Origin of the sequence: Rhizobium sp. Rhizsp82 (genome assembly GCF_047325115.1) — a bacterium.
Taxonomy (GTDB): domain Bacteria; phylum Pseudomonadota; class Alphaproteobacteria; order Rhizobiales; family Rhizobiaceae; genus Rhizobium.
Window position 1 is genome coordinate 1260905 of the sequence record NZ_CP168571.1, and the last position, 15079, is coordinate 1275983.

Annotated in this window: 14 protein-coding genes; 6 read left to right on the forward strand and 8 right to left on the reverse strand. The window is 62.8% G+C overall.

The genetic code is table 11. The annotated features are described in order from the left end of the window. The first annotated feature begins 25 nt into the window (after positions 1–25). Positions 26–793: an SDR family oxidoreductase gene (locus ACEN84_RS30040; RefSeq protein WP_413711609.1), complete on the forward strand. Its 768-nt coding sequence runs from the start codon at positions 26–28 to the stop codon at positions 791–793. On the opposite strand, the gene ACEN84_RS30045 is transcribed toward ACEN84_RS30040, so the two are convergent. The 3 genes from ACEN84_RS30045 to ACEN84_RS30055 are packed head-to-tail and all read right to left on the reverse strand — an operon-like array spanning position 790 to position 4544. Next, complete coding sequence (locus ACEN84_RS30045) at positions 790–2469, reverse strand: ABC transporter permease (RefSeq protein ID WP_130283544.1); 1680 nt, start codon at positions 2467–2469, stop codon at positions 790–792. The genes ACEN84_RS30040 and ACEN84_RS30045 overlap by 4 nt on opposite strands. 13 nt (positions 2470–2482) lie before the next feature. Then, positions 2483–3442 carry an ABC transporter substrate-binding protein gene (locus ACEN84_RS30050; RefSeq protein WP_112712305.1) on the reverse strand — a complete coding sequence of 320 codons (960 nt, stop codon included), beginning with the start codon at positions 3440–3442 and terminating at the stop codon, positions 2483–2485. Next, a complete protein-coding gene (locus ACEN84_RS30055) occupies positions 3435–4544 on the reverse strand; it encodes an ABC transporter ATP-binding protein (protein WP_413711610.1) in 1110 nt (369 codons plus the stop codon). The genes ACEN84_RS30050 and ACEN84_RS30055 overlap by 8 nt, the downstream gene beginning before the upstream one ends. A gap of 392 nt (positions 4545–4936) precedes the next feature. Here ACEN84_RS30055 and ACEN84_RS30060 point away from each other — a divergent pair, with 392 nt between their 5' ends. Further along, positions 4937–5767, forward strand: coding sequence for an MBL fold metallo-hydrolase (locus ACEN84_RS30060; RefSeq protein ID WP_112712309.1), 831 nt, complete (start codon positions 4937–4939; stop codon positions 5765–5767). Here ACEN84_RS30060 and ACEN84_RS30065 read toward each other — a convergent pair. Further along, the gene (locus ACEN84_RS30065; protein WP_413711611.1) at positions 5764–6516 is read right to left on the reverse strand and encodes a polysaccharide deacetylase family protein; all 753 of its coding nucleotides are present in this window, start codon (positions 6514–6516) and stop codon (positions 5764–5766) included. The two genes, ACEN84_RS30060 and ACEN84_RS30065, sit on opposite strands and share 4 nt — an antisense overlap. Next, positions 6516–7106 (reverse strand): glycosyltransferase family 4 protein, encoded by a 591-nt coding sequence (locus ACEN84_RS30070; protein WP_413712520.1) that lies wholly within the window; start codon positions 7104–7106, stop codon positions 6516–6518. The genes ACEN84_RS30065 and ACEN84_RS30070 overlap by 1 nt, the downstream gene beginning before the upstream one ends. A 688-nt stretch (positions 7107–7794) precedes the next feature. On the opposite strand from ACEN84_RS30070, the gene ACEN84_RS30075 reads away from it, so the two are divergent. Further along, positions 7795–9510, forward strand: a complete 1716-nt coding sequence (locus ACEN84_RS30075; protein WP_413711612.1) for an adenylate/guanylate cyclase domain-containing protein — start codon at positions 7795–7797, stop codon at positions 9508–9510. After that, on the forward strand, positions 9510–10388 hold the full coding sequence (locus ACEN84_RS30080; protein ID WP_413711613.1) for an FkbM family methyltransferase: 879 nt from the start codon (positions 9510–9512) through the stop codon (positions 10386–10388). Before ACEN84_RS30075 ends, ACEN84_RS30080 begins: the two co-directional genes overlap by 1 nt. Here the strand turns inward: ACEN84_RS30080 and ACEN84_RS30085 are convergent. Next, complete coding sequence (locus tag ACEN84_RS30085; RefSeq protein WP_413711614.1) at positions 10385–11290, reverse strand: NAD(P)/FAD-dependent oxidoreductase; 906 nt, start codon at positions 11288–11290, stop codon at positions 10385–10387. The genes ACEN84_RS30080 and ACEN84_RS30085 overlap by 4 nt on opposite strands. 127 nt (positions 11291–11417) lie before the next feature. Between ACEN84_RS30085 and ACEN84_RS30090 the strand changes: the two genes are divergently transcribed. After that, on the forward strand, positions 11418–11882 hold the full coding sequence (locus tag ACEN84_RS30090) for an Rrf2 family transcriptional regulator (RefSeq protein WP_199625418.1): 465 nt from the start codon (positions 11418–11420) through the stop codon (positions 11880–11882). On the opposite strand, the gene ACEN84_RS30095 is transcribed toward ACEN84_RS30090, so the two are convergent. After that, positions 11883–12362, reverse strand: coding sequence for a class I SAM-dependent methyltransferase (locus ACEN84_RS30095; protein ID WP_199625419.1), 480 nt, complete (start codon positions 12360–12362; stop codon positions 11883–11885). Positions 12363–12488: 126 nt separating this feature from the next. On the opposite strand from ACEN84_RS30095, the gene ACEN84_RS30100 reads away from it, so the two are divergent. Further along, positions 12489–13661, forward strand: a complete 1173-nt coding sequence (locus tag ACEN84_RS30100) for a DUF3095 domain-containing protein (RefSeq protein ID WP_413711615.1) — start codon at positions 12489–12491, stop codon at positions 13659–13661. On the opposite strand, the gene ACEN84_RS30105 is transcribed toward ACEN84_RS30100, so the two are convergent. Next, positions 13651–14991 carry a nucleotide sugar dehydrogenase gene (locus ACEN84_RS30105; RefSeq protein WP_413711616.1) on the reverse strand — a complete coding sequence of 447 codons (1341 nt, stop codon included), beginning with the start codon at positions 14989–14991 and terminating at the stop codon, positions 13651–13653. The two genes, ACEN84_RS30100 and ACEN84_RS30105, sit on opposite strands and share 11 nt — an antisense overlap. Positions 14992–15079 lie beyond the last annotated feature (88 nt).

A 15079-nucleotide genomic window follows, 5' to 3' on the forward strand; every position in this document is an offset into this window, starting at 1 on the left:
GCGCCATCAAAGAGGAGTGCTTCGCTTGTCCTTCCCGCTATTCGACCTTACCGGAAAACGCGCGCTGATCACCGGCTCCAGCCAGGGGATCGGCTATGCGCTGGCGCTCGGCCTTGCCGAACATGGCGCCTCCGTCGTCATCAATGGGCGCAATGCCGCCAAGGCTTCGGAAGCAGCGGAGACGATCCGGGGCAAGGGGCATCATGCGCTGAGCGCGGCCTTTGACGTAACCGATGCGAAGGCTGCGTTGAGCGGCATCGCCTATATCGAAGCCGAGATCGGCCCGATCGATATCCTCGTCAACAATGCCGGCATGCAGTTCCGCACGCCACTCGAGGAGTTTCCGGTCGAGAAGTGGGACGAGCTCTTCAAGACCAATGTCTCCAGCATCTTCTATGTCAGCCAGCCGGTCGCCAAGGCGATGATCGGCCGCGGGCGCGGCAAGATCATCAATATCGCCTCCGTTCAGGCCGAGCTCGCCCGCCCGAGCATTGCGCCCTATACGGCGACCAAGGGCGCCGTGAAGAACTTGACGCGCGGCATGGCGACAGATTGGGCGAAACACGGGCTGCAGGTGAACGCGATCGCGCCCGGCTATTTCAAGACGCCGCTGAACCAGGCGCTGGTCGATGACCCCAAGTTTTCGGCCTGGCTGGAAGGCCGCACGCCGGCTGGGCGCTGGGGCAATGTCGAGGAACTGGTCGGCGCGGCCGTGTTCCTGGCCTCCGAAGCGTCGTCCTTCGTCAACGGCCATATGCTGATGGTCGATGGCGGGATTACCACCAGCCTTTAATCGGCGACGATATTTCCCCGGCGCATCAGCCGCATGAGAATGAGCGGCAAAAGCGTCGTGATGCAGATGGCGATGAAGGCCATGGCCATGCCGAGACCGATCGAGCCCTGTTCGAACTGACGCCAGATGAAGGTGGCGATCGTCTGCATGCCGACAGGGGCGACGACGACGGAGGCCACGAGCTCGCGCGAAGCCAGCGCGAAGACCAGCAGCATAGAAGACGCGAGGCTCGGGAAAACCAGCGGCAGGAGGATGCGGCGGAAAGCCGTAACGCCGCTGGCGCCGCAGACGCGCGCGGCCGCTTCCAGATTATCGCCGATCTGCTGGAAGGCCGCCGTCGTATAGCGCACCGGCTGCGGCAGCAGGATGCAGCAATAGGCGAGCAGCAGGATGAAAGCGGTATTGTAAGGCGTGAACGGCAGGCCCGGCATGTTCCAGGCGAGGATGAGGCCGACGGCCACGACGATGCCCGGAAGCGCATTCGGCAGGATGGTCATGATATCGATTGCCATCCGCCCGTGCATCTTCGTCTTCACGACCGTATAGGCGGCGGTGACACCGACGAGGCCGGTGATGACCGCGGTGCCGATGCCGAGCGAGAAGCTGTTGATCAGCGCCGTCACCGCGCCTGCGCTATTGCTGAAGACTGCGATGAAATTGTCGAGGCTGACATTATCGAGCGCCAGACCGCCGGAGATCGTCCGCGCCAGCGCCGTCGCCAGGATCGCCAGGAGCGGCACGCCGGTCGCCAGGAAAGCGACGACGGCAAAGCCGATCATGACGGGGACTTTCATTGCGCCGAGCGGGCGCTTGTCCTTGGCCATCGGCTTGCCGCTGACGGTCTGGTAGGAGCGGCGCGCCAGGATCCAGCGCTGCAGCAGGAAGGTGGCGAGCGACATGCCGACTAGCACCAGCGACAGGATCGCCGCCCCCGGAAGATCGATCGGCCAGTCGGTGACGCGCAGATCGATGCCGGTCACCAGCACCTGGAAGCCGGCGCGGCGGCCGAGCGCTGCCGGCGTGCCATATTCCTCGATCGCGGCGGCGAAAACCAGCATCAGGCTTGCGGTGAGGCCGGGCGCCGAAAGCGGCAGCGTTATGCGCCAGAAGGCACGTGCCGGGCTCGCGCCAAAGACACGGCCGACATCGGCATAGCGGGCGCCGACGGCCTCGACGGTGCGCGACACGGCAAAATAGACGACCGGAAATGTATTGAAGGCCATGACGACGGTCATGCCGAACAGCGAGAAGAGGTAGGGCGCCAGGTTGAAGCCGGCGAGCTGCTCGAGATAGCCGCGCGGCTGCAGGGTCATGATCCAGCCGAGCGTCGCGATATAGGGCGGGATCATGAAGGGCACGAGCAGCACCACATCCCAGAAAGTCGCGAAGGGAATGCGGTAGAGTGCGCGGAAGACGCCGAGCGGCACGGCGACGAGCGCGGAGGCGAGAACGACGCAGGCGCCGAGCAGGATGGTATTGCCGCCCATGCGGATCAGCGAGCTGTCGGCAAGCGTCGCGTAGAGCGATGAGAAAGGGCTCGCAAACGAGCCCTGTCCGAGTTCGGGGAAGATGCCCTGCAGCACCACGGCGACGAAGGGAACGGCAACGACGAGGATGAGACCCGCTGTTGCCAGCCAGGCGGCCGGAGCCGTGCCGCCGATGCCGTTCGCTTTCATCTGCCTGCCCTGCTTACTTAGCGCCGTAGAGATCGGCGAAGGTCTTCAGCGTTTCCTTGCGCTTGCCGTAGACGGCAGCCGAATCGTACTTCAGCAGCTTCAGGTCGCTGATCAGCGGACGGCTGGCGGCAACGTCGGTGCGCGACGGCATCAGCATTTCGCCGGCAACGAGAGCCTGGCCTTCATCGGACAGCATGTAGTCGATGAACTTCTTGGCGTCGTCCTGGTTCTTGGACCAGTTCATGATCATGGCCGGGCGCGGCGCGATGACGGTGCCGGATGCCGGGAAGACGACTTCGATGTTCTCGCCTTTCTTCTGGGCAGCGAGAGCGATGTAGTCGACAGCGCCGAAGACGACGGCCTTCGCACCCTGGAGAACCGGGTTCAGGGCGTCGGCATTGGCACCGGCGATGATCGCGCCGTTGGCCTTCAGATCCTTGAAGAGCTTCCAGCTGTCCTGGCCGGCGAGAGCCGCCGTCAGCTCGAAGGAGGAGCCGGACTGGGCCGGATCCGGAATGTTGACGAGGTCCTTGTATTCCGGCTTCGTCAGGTCAGCCCATTCGGAAGGCTTCGGCGTGCCGCTCTTGGAGTTCCAGACGATGCCGAGAGCCGAGATGCCCTGCGCGACGGCGCCTTCGGACTTCAGGAAGTCGGGAACCTTGGCAGCGTTCGGGCTGGAATAATTGACGAGCCAGCCGCGCTTGGCGAAATCGTTTGCCGTGTCCCAGGAAGCCGAGATGACGACGTCGACAACCGGATTGGCGGCTTCGGCCTCGATACGGGCCATGACCTTGCCGGTCGTTGCCTGGAAAACATTGACCTTGACGCCGGTCTGCTTGGTGAAGCCAGCCGACAGCTTGTCGATCAGGCTCTGCGGGCCAGCGGTGTAAACGGTAACGTCAGCGTGGGCGACGCCGGCCATCAGGGCGGCGGCAACAACGCCAAAAGTGATGCTCTTCAAAGACTTAAACATTTTCTAGTCTCTCCTGTTTTGAATTATCGGCAGTCTCTTGAAACCAGCGGATCTGTGCTGCATCGACGGCAAGGCCGATGCGCTCGCCGGGGCGCAGCTTCAGGCGGCTCAGCACCTGCAGCTCGACGGAGGGCAGACCGGCAAGCGCAACCGTCGCCAGATGACCGTCGCCGCGGAACTGCGAGCGCAGCACTTCGGCGCTCAGCCGCTCCGGCGTATCCTCGCCCGCCGAAATACTGGCGGTCGGGATCAGGATGCGGGCAGACCGCGCCGCGCCGTCTTCCGCCGGCATCAGCGCCACGTCGCTGCCCTTGAAGAACCAGATCGCGCCGCGGCGCTCGATCCCGGCGAGACAGCCAAGCCGCAAAAAGTCGGCAACCTCGGGCGTGGCCGGGCGCTCGATCAGCATGTCGGGCGATGCAAGCTGCTCGATCAGGCCGCCGCGCATCACCGCAACGTGATCGGCAAGCGTCAGTGCTTCGCTGTGATCGTGGGTCACGTAGATCGCCGTCAGGCCCAATGTCGCAATCAGATCAGCGAGCTCGCCGACCATGTTTTCGCGCAGCTCGCGATCGAGGTTCGAAAGCGGCTCGTCGAAGAGGATCAGCTGCGGCTCGGCAACGATGGCGCGGGCGATTGCGACGCGCTGCTGCTGGCCGCCGGAGAGATCGCTAGGGCGCCGGTCGGCATAGGCCGCAAGCCCGACCTTGTCGAGCGCCCGCATCGTCCGTTCCTGGCGCTCGGCCTTGCCGACGCCGCGCATTTCAAGCGGGAAGGAAACGTTGCCGCCGACCGTCAGATGCGGCCAGAGCGCATAGTCCTGGAAGACCATGCCGAGGCCGCGGCGCTCCGGCGGAACGAACACATTCTGAGCCGCAACCGTCTGCCCAGCAATGGCGACAGAGCCCTTGGTCGGCACCAGCAGACCGGCAACAAGCCGCAGCAGCGTGGTCTTGCCGCAGCCCGAAGGGCCGAGAAGCGCCAGCGTCTCCCCGCGCTCGAGAATGAAGTCGATGCCCTTGAGGATGCGGGTATCCCCATAGCTCAATTCGAGCCCGGCCGCGGAAACGGCGGAAATCGGTGAATTTTCGGGGGCACTCATGGGATGGACCGATGTCGCTGCAAAAAGTAAGGCGACATTTAGGCAGGCCACATGACAGCTTTGCGACAATTGGATTTCAGTTTTGTGACATTGCCTTTACATCCCGGCTGACAACCGAGTTTGCAATTTGCGACATTAGAACCCATCTAATGTCGAGAGAAACGGATGCATTCTCCGCCGTTTGATGGCCCAGCCGCTTCCGTTTACGGAAAACAAACCATATGCAGTTGCAATCCAAGGCGAAAACCGCTTGCTTAGGAAAATCTACTTGTTCTGCCTGTAGCGGTAGGCGGATTGGTAAGGAAACGGCTTGTCCGTAGAACTGCGCACTTCGCAACCCGATCAGATTGTGGTTACGATTGCAGCCTCGGCACGGTCCGCTTGACGAAAGAATGAGCAAAGAACTGTTTCAGGTAAAGTTTTGGGGCGTACGGGGCAGCATCCCGGTTTCGGGACCCGAATTCGATCACTACGGGGGCAACACCTCCTGTATCGAAGTCCGCTGCGGCGCCCACCGTATGATTTTCGACGCGGGCTCCGGCCTGCGCGAAGCCGGTCTCGCGATGCTCAATGAGAGCGTCAGCGACGTCGATCTGTTTTTCAGCCACTGCCATTACGACCACATCATCGGCCTGCCCTTCTTCAAGGCCATCTATTATCCGTCGATCCACCTGAATATCTGGTCGGGTCATCTGGACGGAAAGATGAGCACCAAGGAGATGGTCAATCAGTTCATCAGCCCGCCGTGGTTCCCCGTGAAGACGGATATCTGCCAGGCGACGATGAATTTCCGCGACTTCCATGCCGGCGAAATCCTGAAGCCGCGCGAAGGCGTCAGGATCAAGACCTACATGCTGAACCATCCGGGCGGCGCGATCGGCTACCGTATCGAATATGGCGGGCGGTCGCTGGCACTGGTCTTCGACGTCGAACACATCCCCGGCTCCTACGATCCCGTATCGCTGGAGATGATGAAGGGCGCCGATCTGGCGGTCTATGACTGCACCTATAACGAAGACGAGATGCAGCGCTTCAAGGGCTTCGGCCATTCCACCTGGCAGCACGGCACCGAGCTGGCGAAGATGGCAGGCACCAAGCGTTTTGCGCTCTTCCACCATGCGCCCTCGCGCACCGATACGCAGCTCGCCCAGATGGAGCTCGACGCGCAGGCCGTATTCCCCGGCTCCTTTGCCGCCCGCGACAATCAGGTCGTCGAAATCTAAGCTTTCATAAGCGCCGCCGCCGGCTTCCAGGCGACGGCCTTATTGCCTGCCGTTGCCTTGAACAGGCGTTCGCAGAAGCCCCAGGCCTGAACATCATGGTCGAGGTGATGGGTCAGCAGCCCGATCGGCTCGTCGCTGCCCTCGAAGCGGCTCTGCAGCTCCGCCACCAATTCCGCGATCAGCTCCTCATCCGGCCGGCCGCCACGGGTGCCGTGCCAGTCGATGATGTCGACATGGGTATTGAGAATACCGATCGGCTCTTCGTCGGCGGCAGGGCCATAGGTCGAGAGATTTTCGAAGCCGAGCGCCGAGAGCTTGGGGATCAGCAGCGGGTCGATGCGGTTCCACGGCGGCACCAGCATCGGCACGAAGGACGCCTCGTGCAGCTGCTTGAGATGCAGGAAGCCGTGGTAGAGCTCGCCGAGCACGGCCTCGGCCAGCCGGTGGTGCCCAAGTTCCTGCTTCTTTTCGCTCTCGCTGGCATGATTGTGATGTGCCCAGCCATGGACGGCGACGGCGGCGTGACGCTCACCCGCGAGACGGCGCGCGAGCGGCTGACCGGCCTTCGCCGGAACGACGGCGAGCGTCACCGGTACCTCGTAGCGATTAGCGAGATCGAGCAGCGTATCGAGGGCGACCGTCGGCTCGAAGGCGTCGTCATCGCGCCACCAAAAAACGGCGGTACGGCCGGCCTCCTGCCAGCGCGCCAGCTCGTTGTGAAGAGGTTCCCAGGCTTCGTTGCCGCTCATCACTTCACTCCTGCATGTTGTTTCAATATGCCGTCGAGCGCCTTGGCCGCTGTCGCGATCGAGCGCTCTTCCAGCACGAAGCGGCGCGCCGCCTCTCCCATCGTCCGCCGTCTCTCCGGCTGCTCCAGGAGATCGCGGATAGCCTGACCATAAGCGGCGATATCGCCCTCTGCTGTCAATACGCCGCTGCGGCCGTTTTCGATCACTGCCGGAACACCGGCCGTGTTTTCCGCGACGGCGGGGAGGCCTGCGGCCTGTGCCTCGAGATAGGCAAGACCATAGGCCTCACCGCATCCCGGCCAGACATAGATGCCGGATTGGCCGAGCAACGCCGCCACCTCTTCGGCGCTACGCTCGCCATGCCATTCGATCCGTCCGGGCTCGAAGCGGGCAAACAGGGCTTCGACAGCCGCCCTCTCGGGTCCGTCGCCGACGATCGACAGCGTCCAGTCCGCGGACTCGATCTCGCCGAGTGCGGCGGCAAGCCGCTCATAGCTCTGCATCTTGTCGCCGGGACGCATCATCGCGACCGCGATCAGCCGCTTCGGATCGGCTCCGGCAGGCGGGCCCGCAAAAAATTTCGGATCGATGAACGGCGCAAGTGAAGCCATGCGTGCATCGGGGATTGCGCTCACGATACCCAGCCGGTCACGCTCCGTCATTGCGATATTGACCGCGGCCGTCCGGATGCTCTCGGCGACGAGCGCCTGATATGGCTGCCAGGGGCCATGATCGCGCTTCGGCGAATAGGAGGTTTCGGCCGTGACATAGGCGAAGCCGAACTCCGCGGCGAGTGCCGGGCCGAACGGATCGGGCGACTTGTAATAGGGGTGATAGCAGAACCAGAGATCGGGCCTGCTGCTCGCCGCGAATTTCTGCCTCAGCCGTAAGAGTTCGGCCTGCCGTCCCTCTTCGAGCACGGCTGCCGCCTCCGGCGTAGCCGCGAAATTTCTGAACGACGAGACGAGCTCGACCTCGTGACCGGCAAGCTCGAGCGCCTGAATCAGGAGCCGCGCCATCAGCCGATCACCCGATGGTACGGGATGATCCGGGGACTTCAGCGGAGCGTAGAATGCAATGCGCATCAGTGGATGCCTCCGGAGACGCACCGTTTCCAATTCCCGGTCCGGCCGGCGGCGAAATTCTGCGCTATGGTCTGCTTCCTTAAGAGTTACCGGTGAACATATAGAATGTGATCGCAGTTGAAGAAGGCGGCATTCCGCTTCTCTTCGAACATCTCTATTTCATAAGAGATTCGATCTTCAAGAACGGGAATGAATGGCGGTCGCAGACACAGGCTTTTTTACGGAACGGAACATCCGGCGCGCGCGCCTCGGCGCCGGTCTCGTGATGTTTGTTTTCGTGACGCTGCACCTCTCCAATCACGCGGTCGGGCTGATTTCGGTCAACGCCGCTGACGATGCCCGCCGCCTGTTCATGATTCCCTGGCGCAATCCCGTCGGCACGGTGGTGCTCTATACCGCGATCTTCATCCACATGGCTCTGGCGCTGCGCTCGCTCTATATCCGGCGCAGCCTTGTAATGCCGAAGGGTGAGCTGGCGCAGATCGCGCTTGGTCTCGCCATCCCGCTGATCATCATGGATCACGTGATCGGCACGCGCGTCGTCCACGAGCTCTATAATTACGTCGATAATTACGAGACGATCGTCCGGCTGCTGTGGATCACCTCGCCGGGTAACGGCGTCCGTCAGGCTCTCGCAGTCGTCATCGTCTGGACGCATGGCTGTATCGGCCTGCATTACTGGCTGCGCTACCGCCCCTGGTATCAGGCCTTCTCGCCGCTGCTGCTGGCACTGGCGATCCTGTTGCCGGTGCTGGCATTGCTCGGCTTCGTCGAGATGGGCCGGACGATCGCCGAGCCCGACTATGAAGGCCTCGTCGATACCGGCCGCTACCAGGAAAATCTCAACAGCCGTTACTATTCCGACCCCGATGCGCAGCGCCAGATCGCCATGATCCGGGCCGGGCTCTACGGCGGATTTTCGCTGGCTCTCCTGACCGTCGTGCTTGCCCGCAGCCGCCGCCGGTGGAAGGAAGCCACCGACCAGATCGCGGTCCACTATCCGGCCGGCGAAACGATCAAGGTGCCGCGCGGCTTCACCGTGCTGGAAGCAAGCCGCCTTGGCGGCGTGCCGCATTATTCGGTCTGCGGCGGCAAGGGGCAATGTTCCACCTGCCGCGTGCAGATCCTCAGCGATTACGAAAGCCTGCCGCCGCCCGACAAGATGGAACAGACGACGCTGAAGCGGATCAATGCCGCACCCGACGTACGCCTCGCCTGCCAGCTGCGCCCCAACCACGACCTGACCGTCGTGCCGCTCCTGATCCCGGCGACGGAAGCCGCCCTGCCCGCCAATACGCAAGAGACGAGCCCTGGGCGGGAGCGCGACATCGCCGTACTCTTCTGCGATATGCGCAACTTCACGACGCTGACCGAGCCGCGCCTGCCCTTCGACATCGTCTTCCTGCTGAACCGCTATTTCGCGCTGGTCGGCAAGGCGGTCGAACAGGCAGGGGGGCGCGTCGACAAGTTCATCGGTGACGGCGCAATGGCGCTTTTCGGCATCAACACCTCGCCGGAAGAAGGCTGCCGCCAGGCCTTGCGCGCGGCCGCGACGATCGCCGAAGAGATCGAGAAGCTCGGCGAGGAACTGGCGGACGAACTCTCCGTGCCGCTGCATATCGCCATCGGCATCCACACTGGCCCCGCCGTCGTCGGTACGATGGGATACGGGCGCGTGCGCAGCCTGACGGCCGTCGGCGACACCGTGAATGTTGCAAGCCGCCTTGAACATGCGGCCAAGGAATTCGACGCGGCGATCGTCATTTCGGAGCCGGTTGCGGAACTCGCCGGTGCCGATATGGAAGGTATCGAGAGCCATGAGATCAGCGTTCGCGGCCGGGCGCTGCCGCTTAAGGTCTACGTGATCTCCAAGGACAAGGCGGCGCAGCCGCTTCAAGGAAAAGCCTGATGGCCGCAAATCCGCTGCTGACGAAGAAATACTGGATGAAGCGGATCCGGAAGCTGCGCAATGCGGCCGCGACGCGCTTTTTCGATACCCGCTTCGGACGGCGGCTGCTGATCGAGAATATCGGGCCGCGCGTTCTGGCGATGACCGTCGATGCCGGTGACCACCGGATGACCTTCTCGCCATCGGACTATATCGGCCGCAAGGTGTTCCGGAAGGGCCATTTCGAGCGTGAGAATGTCGACCGGCTGCTTGCCGTGCTGCGCGAACGCGGGCTGCTGCGCAAAGACAGCGTGCTCCTTGAGCTCGGCGGCAATATCGGCACACAGACCGTCTATTTCGCGCTGAGCGGCGCCTATTCGCGCATCGTCAGCGTCGAACCCGATCCGCGCAATTTCCCGCTGCTGAAGACCAATATCGAGCAGAACGGGCTGGAGACGGCGGTCACTCCGGTCAATTGCGCCGCAGGCGAGGCATCCGGTGAGATCGACTTCTTCATGAATGCCGCCAATCACGGCAAGAGCAGCGCCATCCGGCAAAGCCCGACGGACATCAGGATCAGCGTACCCGTCAGGCCCGTTGCCGCCATTCTCGGCGATCTCGGGCTCGAACAGAGCGCCGTCGGTCTCGTCTGGATGGACATCGAGGGTTACGAGCCGGTCGCGTGCCGGTCGATGACCGAGCTGATGGGCCGCCGCGTGCCTCTCTACATGGAGTTCACGCCGCTCTTCTACGGCCCGGAACAGACCCGCGACTTCATCATGACGCTCGCCTCCCATTACGAGGATTGTCTCGTCTTTTTCGAGGAAGGCGAGCAGCAGATGAAGGTCCGCGATCTGCCGGGCTCCATCGATCAGTACGACGTGCTCTTCCTGCCTTAGTGCAGGACCGGCAGCGCCAGCGACTGGTGGCAATGCACCCCAGCAAGAACACCCGAGGCCGACGCGAGCGTCGCGTTATGCATCGGGTTCGTGGCGTCACCGGCGGCATAGACGCCCTTCACCGTTGTCTCCTTGCGGTCATCGAGGCGGATGACCGGGCCGAGCGGGGCGTCGTCGAAAGCGCAGCCCAATTGCTCGGCGAGCGGGCTTGCCATCGAGACCTTCGGCGCGACGAAGATTGCCGAGAGCCGCAGCACGCGCCCATCCTGAAGACGCACGGCCTCTAGCTCCGGCGCTGTGCCGAGAAATTCCACGATCGGCGTATTTTCGATGGTGACGCCGCGGGCGGCCAGCTGCGCGCGCTGGTCGGCGTCGGGCTCGAAGAGCCCTTGCGAGAAATAGGTTGCCGGTCCCCAATCGGGCAGAAGCAGGGCTGCATGCACCGAGAACGGATGACTGCCGAGAATGCCGAGCGCGCGGTCGCGCACTTCGTAGCCGTGGCAGTACGGGCAATGCAGCGCGGTGCGGCCCCATCGTTCGGATAGGCCGGGGATCTCGGGCAGCGTGTCCTTCACGCCGGTCGCGAGGATCAGGCGGCTCGCGGTGAATTCGCGTCCATCTTTGAGAGCAACCGAGAACCTGTCGCCGGTCTTTGATGCCGAGATCGCTTCGCCATCGGCAAAGGCAACCGTCGGATAGGCAGCGAGCTGACGCTTTCCCTCCGCCATGATCGCGGCCGGCGCTATGCCGTCCTGCCCCAGGAAACCGTGGGAAGCTTCCGAGAACCGGTTTCGCGGCTTCTGCGCGTCGATCAGCAGAATCTTGCGGCGGGCGCGGGCGAGCTGCATGGCAGCCGAGAGACCGGCAAAATTGCCGCCGATGACGATCGCTTCGTAGTGCATGACCTTACTCCATATCGATGATCACGCACCTAGATAAGTTACATGAAATGATATCGTCAAGCCTCATGTCACTTGTGTTGTTACGATAGACATGGGATAGATCGGCGACAGGAAAATGAGGACCACGATGAGAAGCGACAGCCGCCTCTCCCGCATGCTGCATGTGCTGATCCACATGGAGCGGCATCAGAAATCCGCGACATCGGAGATGATCGCCAGGATGCTGAACACCAATCCCGTGGTCGTGCGCCGCACGATGGCGGGGCTGAGAGATCAGGGTTACGTGCGCTCGGAAAAAGGCCATCACGGCGGATGGACGCTGGTCAAGCCGCTGGCGGAGATCGCCCTGCTCGACGTCTATCAGGCGATCGGCGAGCCGGAACTGTTTGCGATCGGCCCGGCCTCCGACCATCCGGAATGTCTCGTGGAACAGGCGGTCAACGATGCCGTCGGCGATGCGCTGCGCGAGGCCGAGGCGCTGATCCTCGCCCGGCTGAAATCCGTGACGCTCGGCGATCTCGCAGCCGATTTCGAACGCCGCTATGCGCGGCTTTCCACGAGCGGCCCTGTACCTGCGATCTGCAACGACTGATTACTTGCGGCGGTAGAGGAAATAGCGGCCGGACTTGATGCCTTCGGGAAGCGGCAGCTGCTCGAGCTCCGGCCGGTCGAGCGGCAGGCCGGAGACGGCGATGCCGCCCTGGCGGAGCACGCCGACCATCAGCTGCGGCAGCCATGTCAAGGTGATCGCATCGATCTCATCGTGACCGGTGCCGATATCGGCATGGGCGAGCGCCGCATCGATGCCGATGAAGGCCTGGCCGGTCTCCTTGATGTCGCCGGTGACCATATCTTCGGCAGGCGGTGTCGACGACGAATAGGAACGGACCTCGCGGTCGAAGGCGATGATGCGGCGTCCTGCGAAGATTTCGCGCAGATGATCGTAGGTGCGGCCGTTGCCGAGACCGAATTCGATCACCGGTCCTTCAAGCGGGCCAACCAGGTCGACGATGGAATTGAGGATATCGCGCTGAGCCGTCAGGCGGCGGATGAAGCTGTCGAGGCGGCTCATCTATGTCCTTGTCCGTCATTCATTTTTATCTTCCGGTGCTATCACACGAAACTGTCAGAAGTCGATTGCCGTAACTGAGGAAATGGCGTTGCCGCCGCAACAACTGTCTGTGATAAGGTCGGGGTCATGAGCGCCGTTTCGAATGATCAGTTCTTTGCCTCGGTTCCCGTCTTCGCGGAATTCGAAGGCGTGGCCAATACAGGCAACTACCGCCCCCTCCCCGAGGGCTGGATTCTCGCCCTTGCCGATATCGTGGGATCGACGCAGGCGATCGAAGACGGCCGCTACAAGGACGTCAACATGGCCGGCGCCTCGGTCATCTCGGCCGTTCTGAACGCCGTCGGAAAGGGCGACTATCCCTTCGTCTTCGGTGGCGACGGCGCACTGATTGCGCTTCCCGCCTCGCAGGAGGACGCCGCGCGGCAAGCGCTTGCCGCCGTCCAGGCCTGGGTGAAGGAAGATCTCGATCTGACGCTGCGCGCCGCCATCGTTCCGGTAGCCGATATCCGCAAGGAGGGTCTCGATGTCCGCGTGGCGCGCTACTCGGCGAGCCCCTACGTGACCTATGCGATGTTTGCCGGCGGCGGCAACAGCTGGGCTGAGCGGCAGATGAAGGACGGCAAGTATGCCATCGACCCTGCGCCGCCGGGAACGCGCCCGGATCTTGAAGGCCTCTCCTGCCGCTGGAACCCGATTGCCGCAGAAAACGGCGAGATCGTCTCGATCATCGCCGTTCCCGGCGCAGCAGGCTCCGGCCCGGAATTCCAGTCGCTGGTCACCAAGATCGTGGCGATCTCCTCCGAACAGGGCCGCGGCGGCCATCCGGTGCCATTCGACGGACCGAAGCTTTCCTTCTCGATGAAAGGCATCGACCGCGAGGCGAAGGCGACCGCGCCCGGCCACAGGCTGCGCCAGAAGCTCATGATCATCATGCAGCTTGCCCTGACAACGCTGTTCTACAGGCTCGGCATTCCCTTCGGCCCCTTCGACGCCCGGCGCTACAAGCGGGATGTCGCGGGTAATTCCGATTTCCGCAAGTTCGACGACGGATTGAAGATGACGATCGATGTCGACCGCGCGCGGCTCGAGCGGATCGAGGCGCTGCTCGAGGAAGCGCAGCGGAACGGCATCGCCCGCTACGGCCTGCACCGGCAGGAATCAGCGCTGATGACCTGCTTCGTGCCGACGCCGCTGTCACGCGACCACATGCATTTCATCGATGGCGCCAGCGGCGGCTATGCCGTCGCCGCCAGCAAGCTCACCGGCAAGAAGCTCGGCGCGGTCAGCGTCACGCCTTGATGATGTGATCGCCGGTGAGGCCGAGACGCGTGAAGACGTTGCGCGTATCGACGATCAGCGGTGCGTGCTTTGAAAGCGCTGCGTAATCGACCGCATCGTGATCGGTGGCGATCAGGACGGCATCGTAATTTGCCAGCGTAGCGGCGCTGATTTCGACCGACTTGCGGCCCTTGAGCGCCTGATATTCACGGGTCGGCGGGATTTCTGAAACGAAGGGATCGCTGTAATCGGCCTTGCCGCCGCGCTCCTCGATGATCTCGATCAGCCGCAGCGACGGGCTCTCGCGGATATCGGCGACGTTCTTCTTGTAGGCGAGGCCGAGCACCAGCACCTTGCTGCGGCTCAGCGCCTTGCCGGCGCGGATATCGAGCGCTTCGGCAAGCTTGCCGACGACATAGCGCGGCATCGCCGAATTGATCTCACCGGCAAGCTCGATGAAGCGTGTCGGCAATTCGTATTCGCGGGATTTCCAGGTGAGATAAAAGGGATCGATCGGAATGCAATGTCCCCCGAGACCGGGCCCGGGATAGAAGGGCATGTAGCCGAAGGGCTTGGTCTTCGCCGCATCGATCACTTCCCAGACGTCGATACCCATCGCGGCGTAGACCGTCTTCAACTCGTTGACGAGGGCGATATTGACCGAACGGAAGATGTTCTCGGTGAGCTTCACGGCCTCAGCCGTGGCGTTCGACGACACAGGCACCACCGTCTTGACTGCCGCGCCGTAGAAATCCGTCATCAGTTCCAGCGCATCGGGACCGTCGCCGGCGACGACCTTCGGGATGGTCGCCGTGTTGTAATGCTGGTTGCCCGGATCCTCGCGTTCCGGCGAGAAGCCGATGAAGAAATCGGTGCCGGATTTCAGGCCGGTCTTCTCCAGGATGACCTTGACGACATCGTCGGTCGTGCCGGGATAGGTGGTCGATTCCAGCACGACGAGCTGGCCGGGGCGCAGATGCTCGGCGATCGCCCGTGAGGTCGCTTCGACATAGGAGAGGTCGGGATCGCGATGTTTGGTTAGCGGCGTCGGCACGCAGATGACGATGATATCGCACTGTTTCAGCCCGGCAAACTCGGTCGTCGCGCCAAAGCGGCCGGCGGCAATCTCCGCACTCAACGCATCGTCGGTGACCGCATCGATATAGGATTTGCGCGCATCGAGGGCGACGATCTTCTTCGGGTCGATGTCGAAGCCGCTGACCGGAAAGCCGCTGCGGGCAATCGCCATGGCAAGCGGCAGGCCGACATAGCCGAGGCCGATGATGCCGGCGCGGGCGGTGCGGTCTTTGATCTTTGCGGAAAGGGCGATTGAAGTCTGCGAGCTGGCCAAGACGGGTCTCTTCGAAAGAGGAAAGTCCTCGTGAGATAATGCAAGATGGCAAGGATTTAAACCCGCCTTGGCGCTGACGCATCGGTGA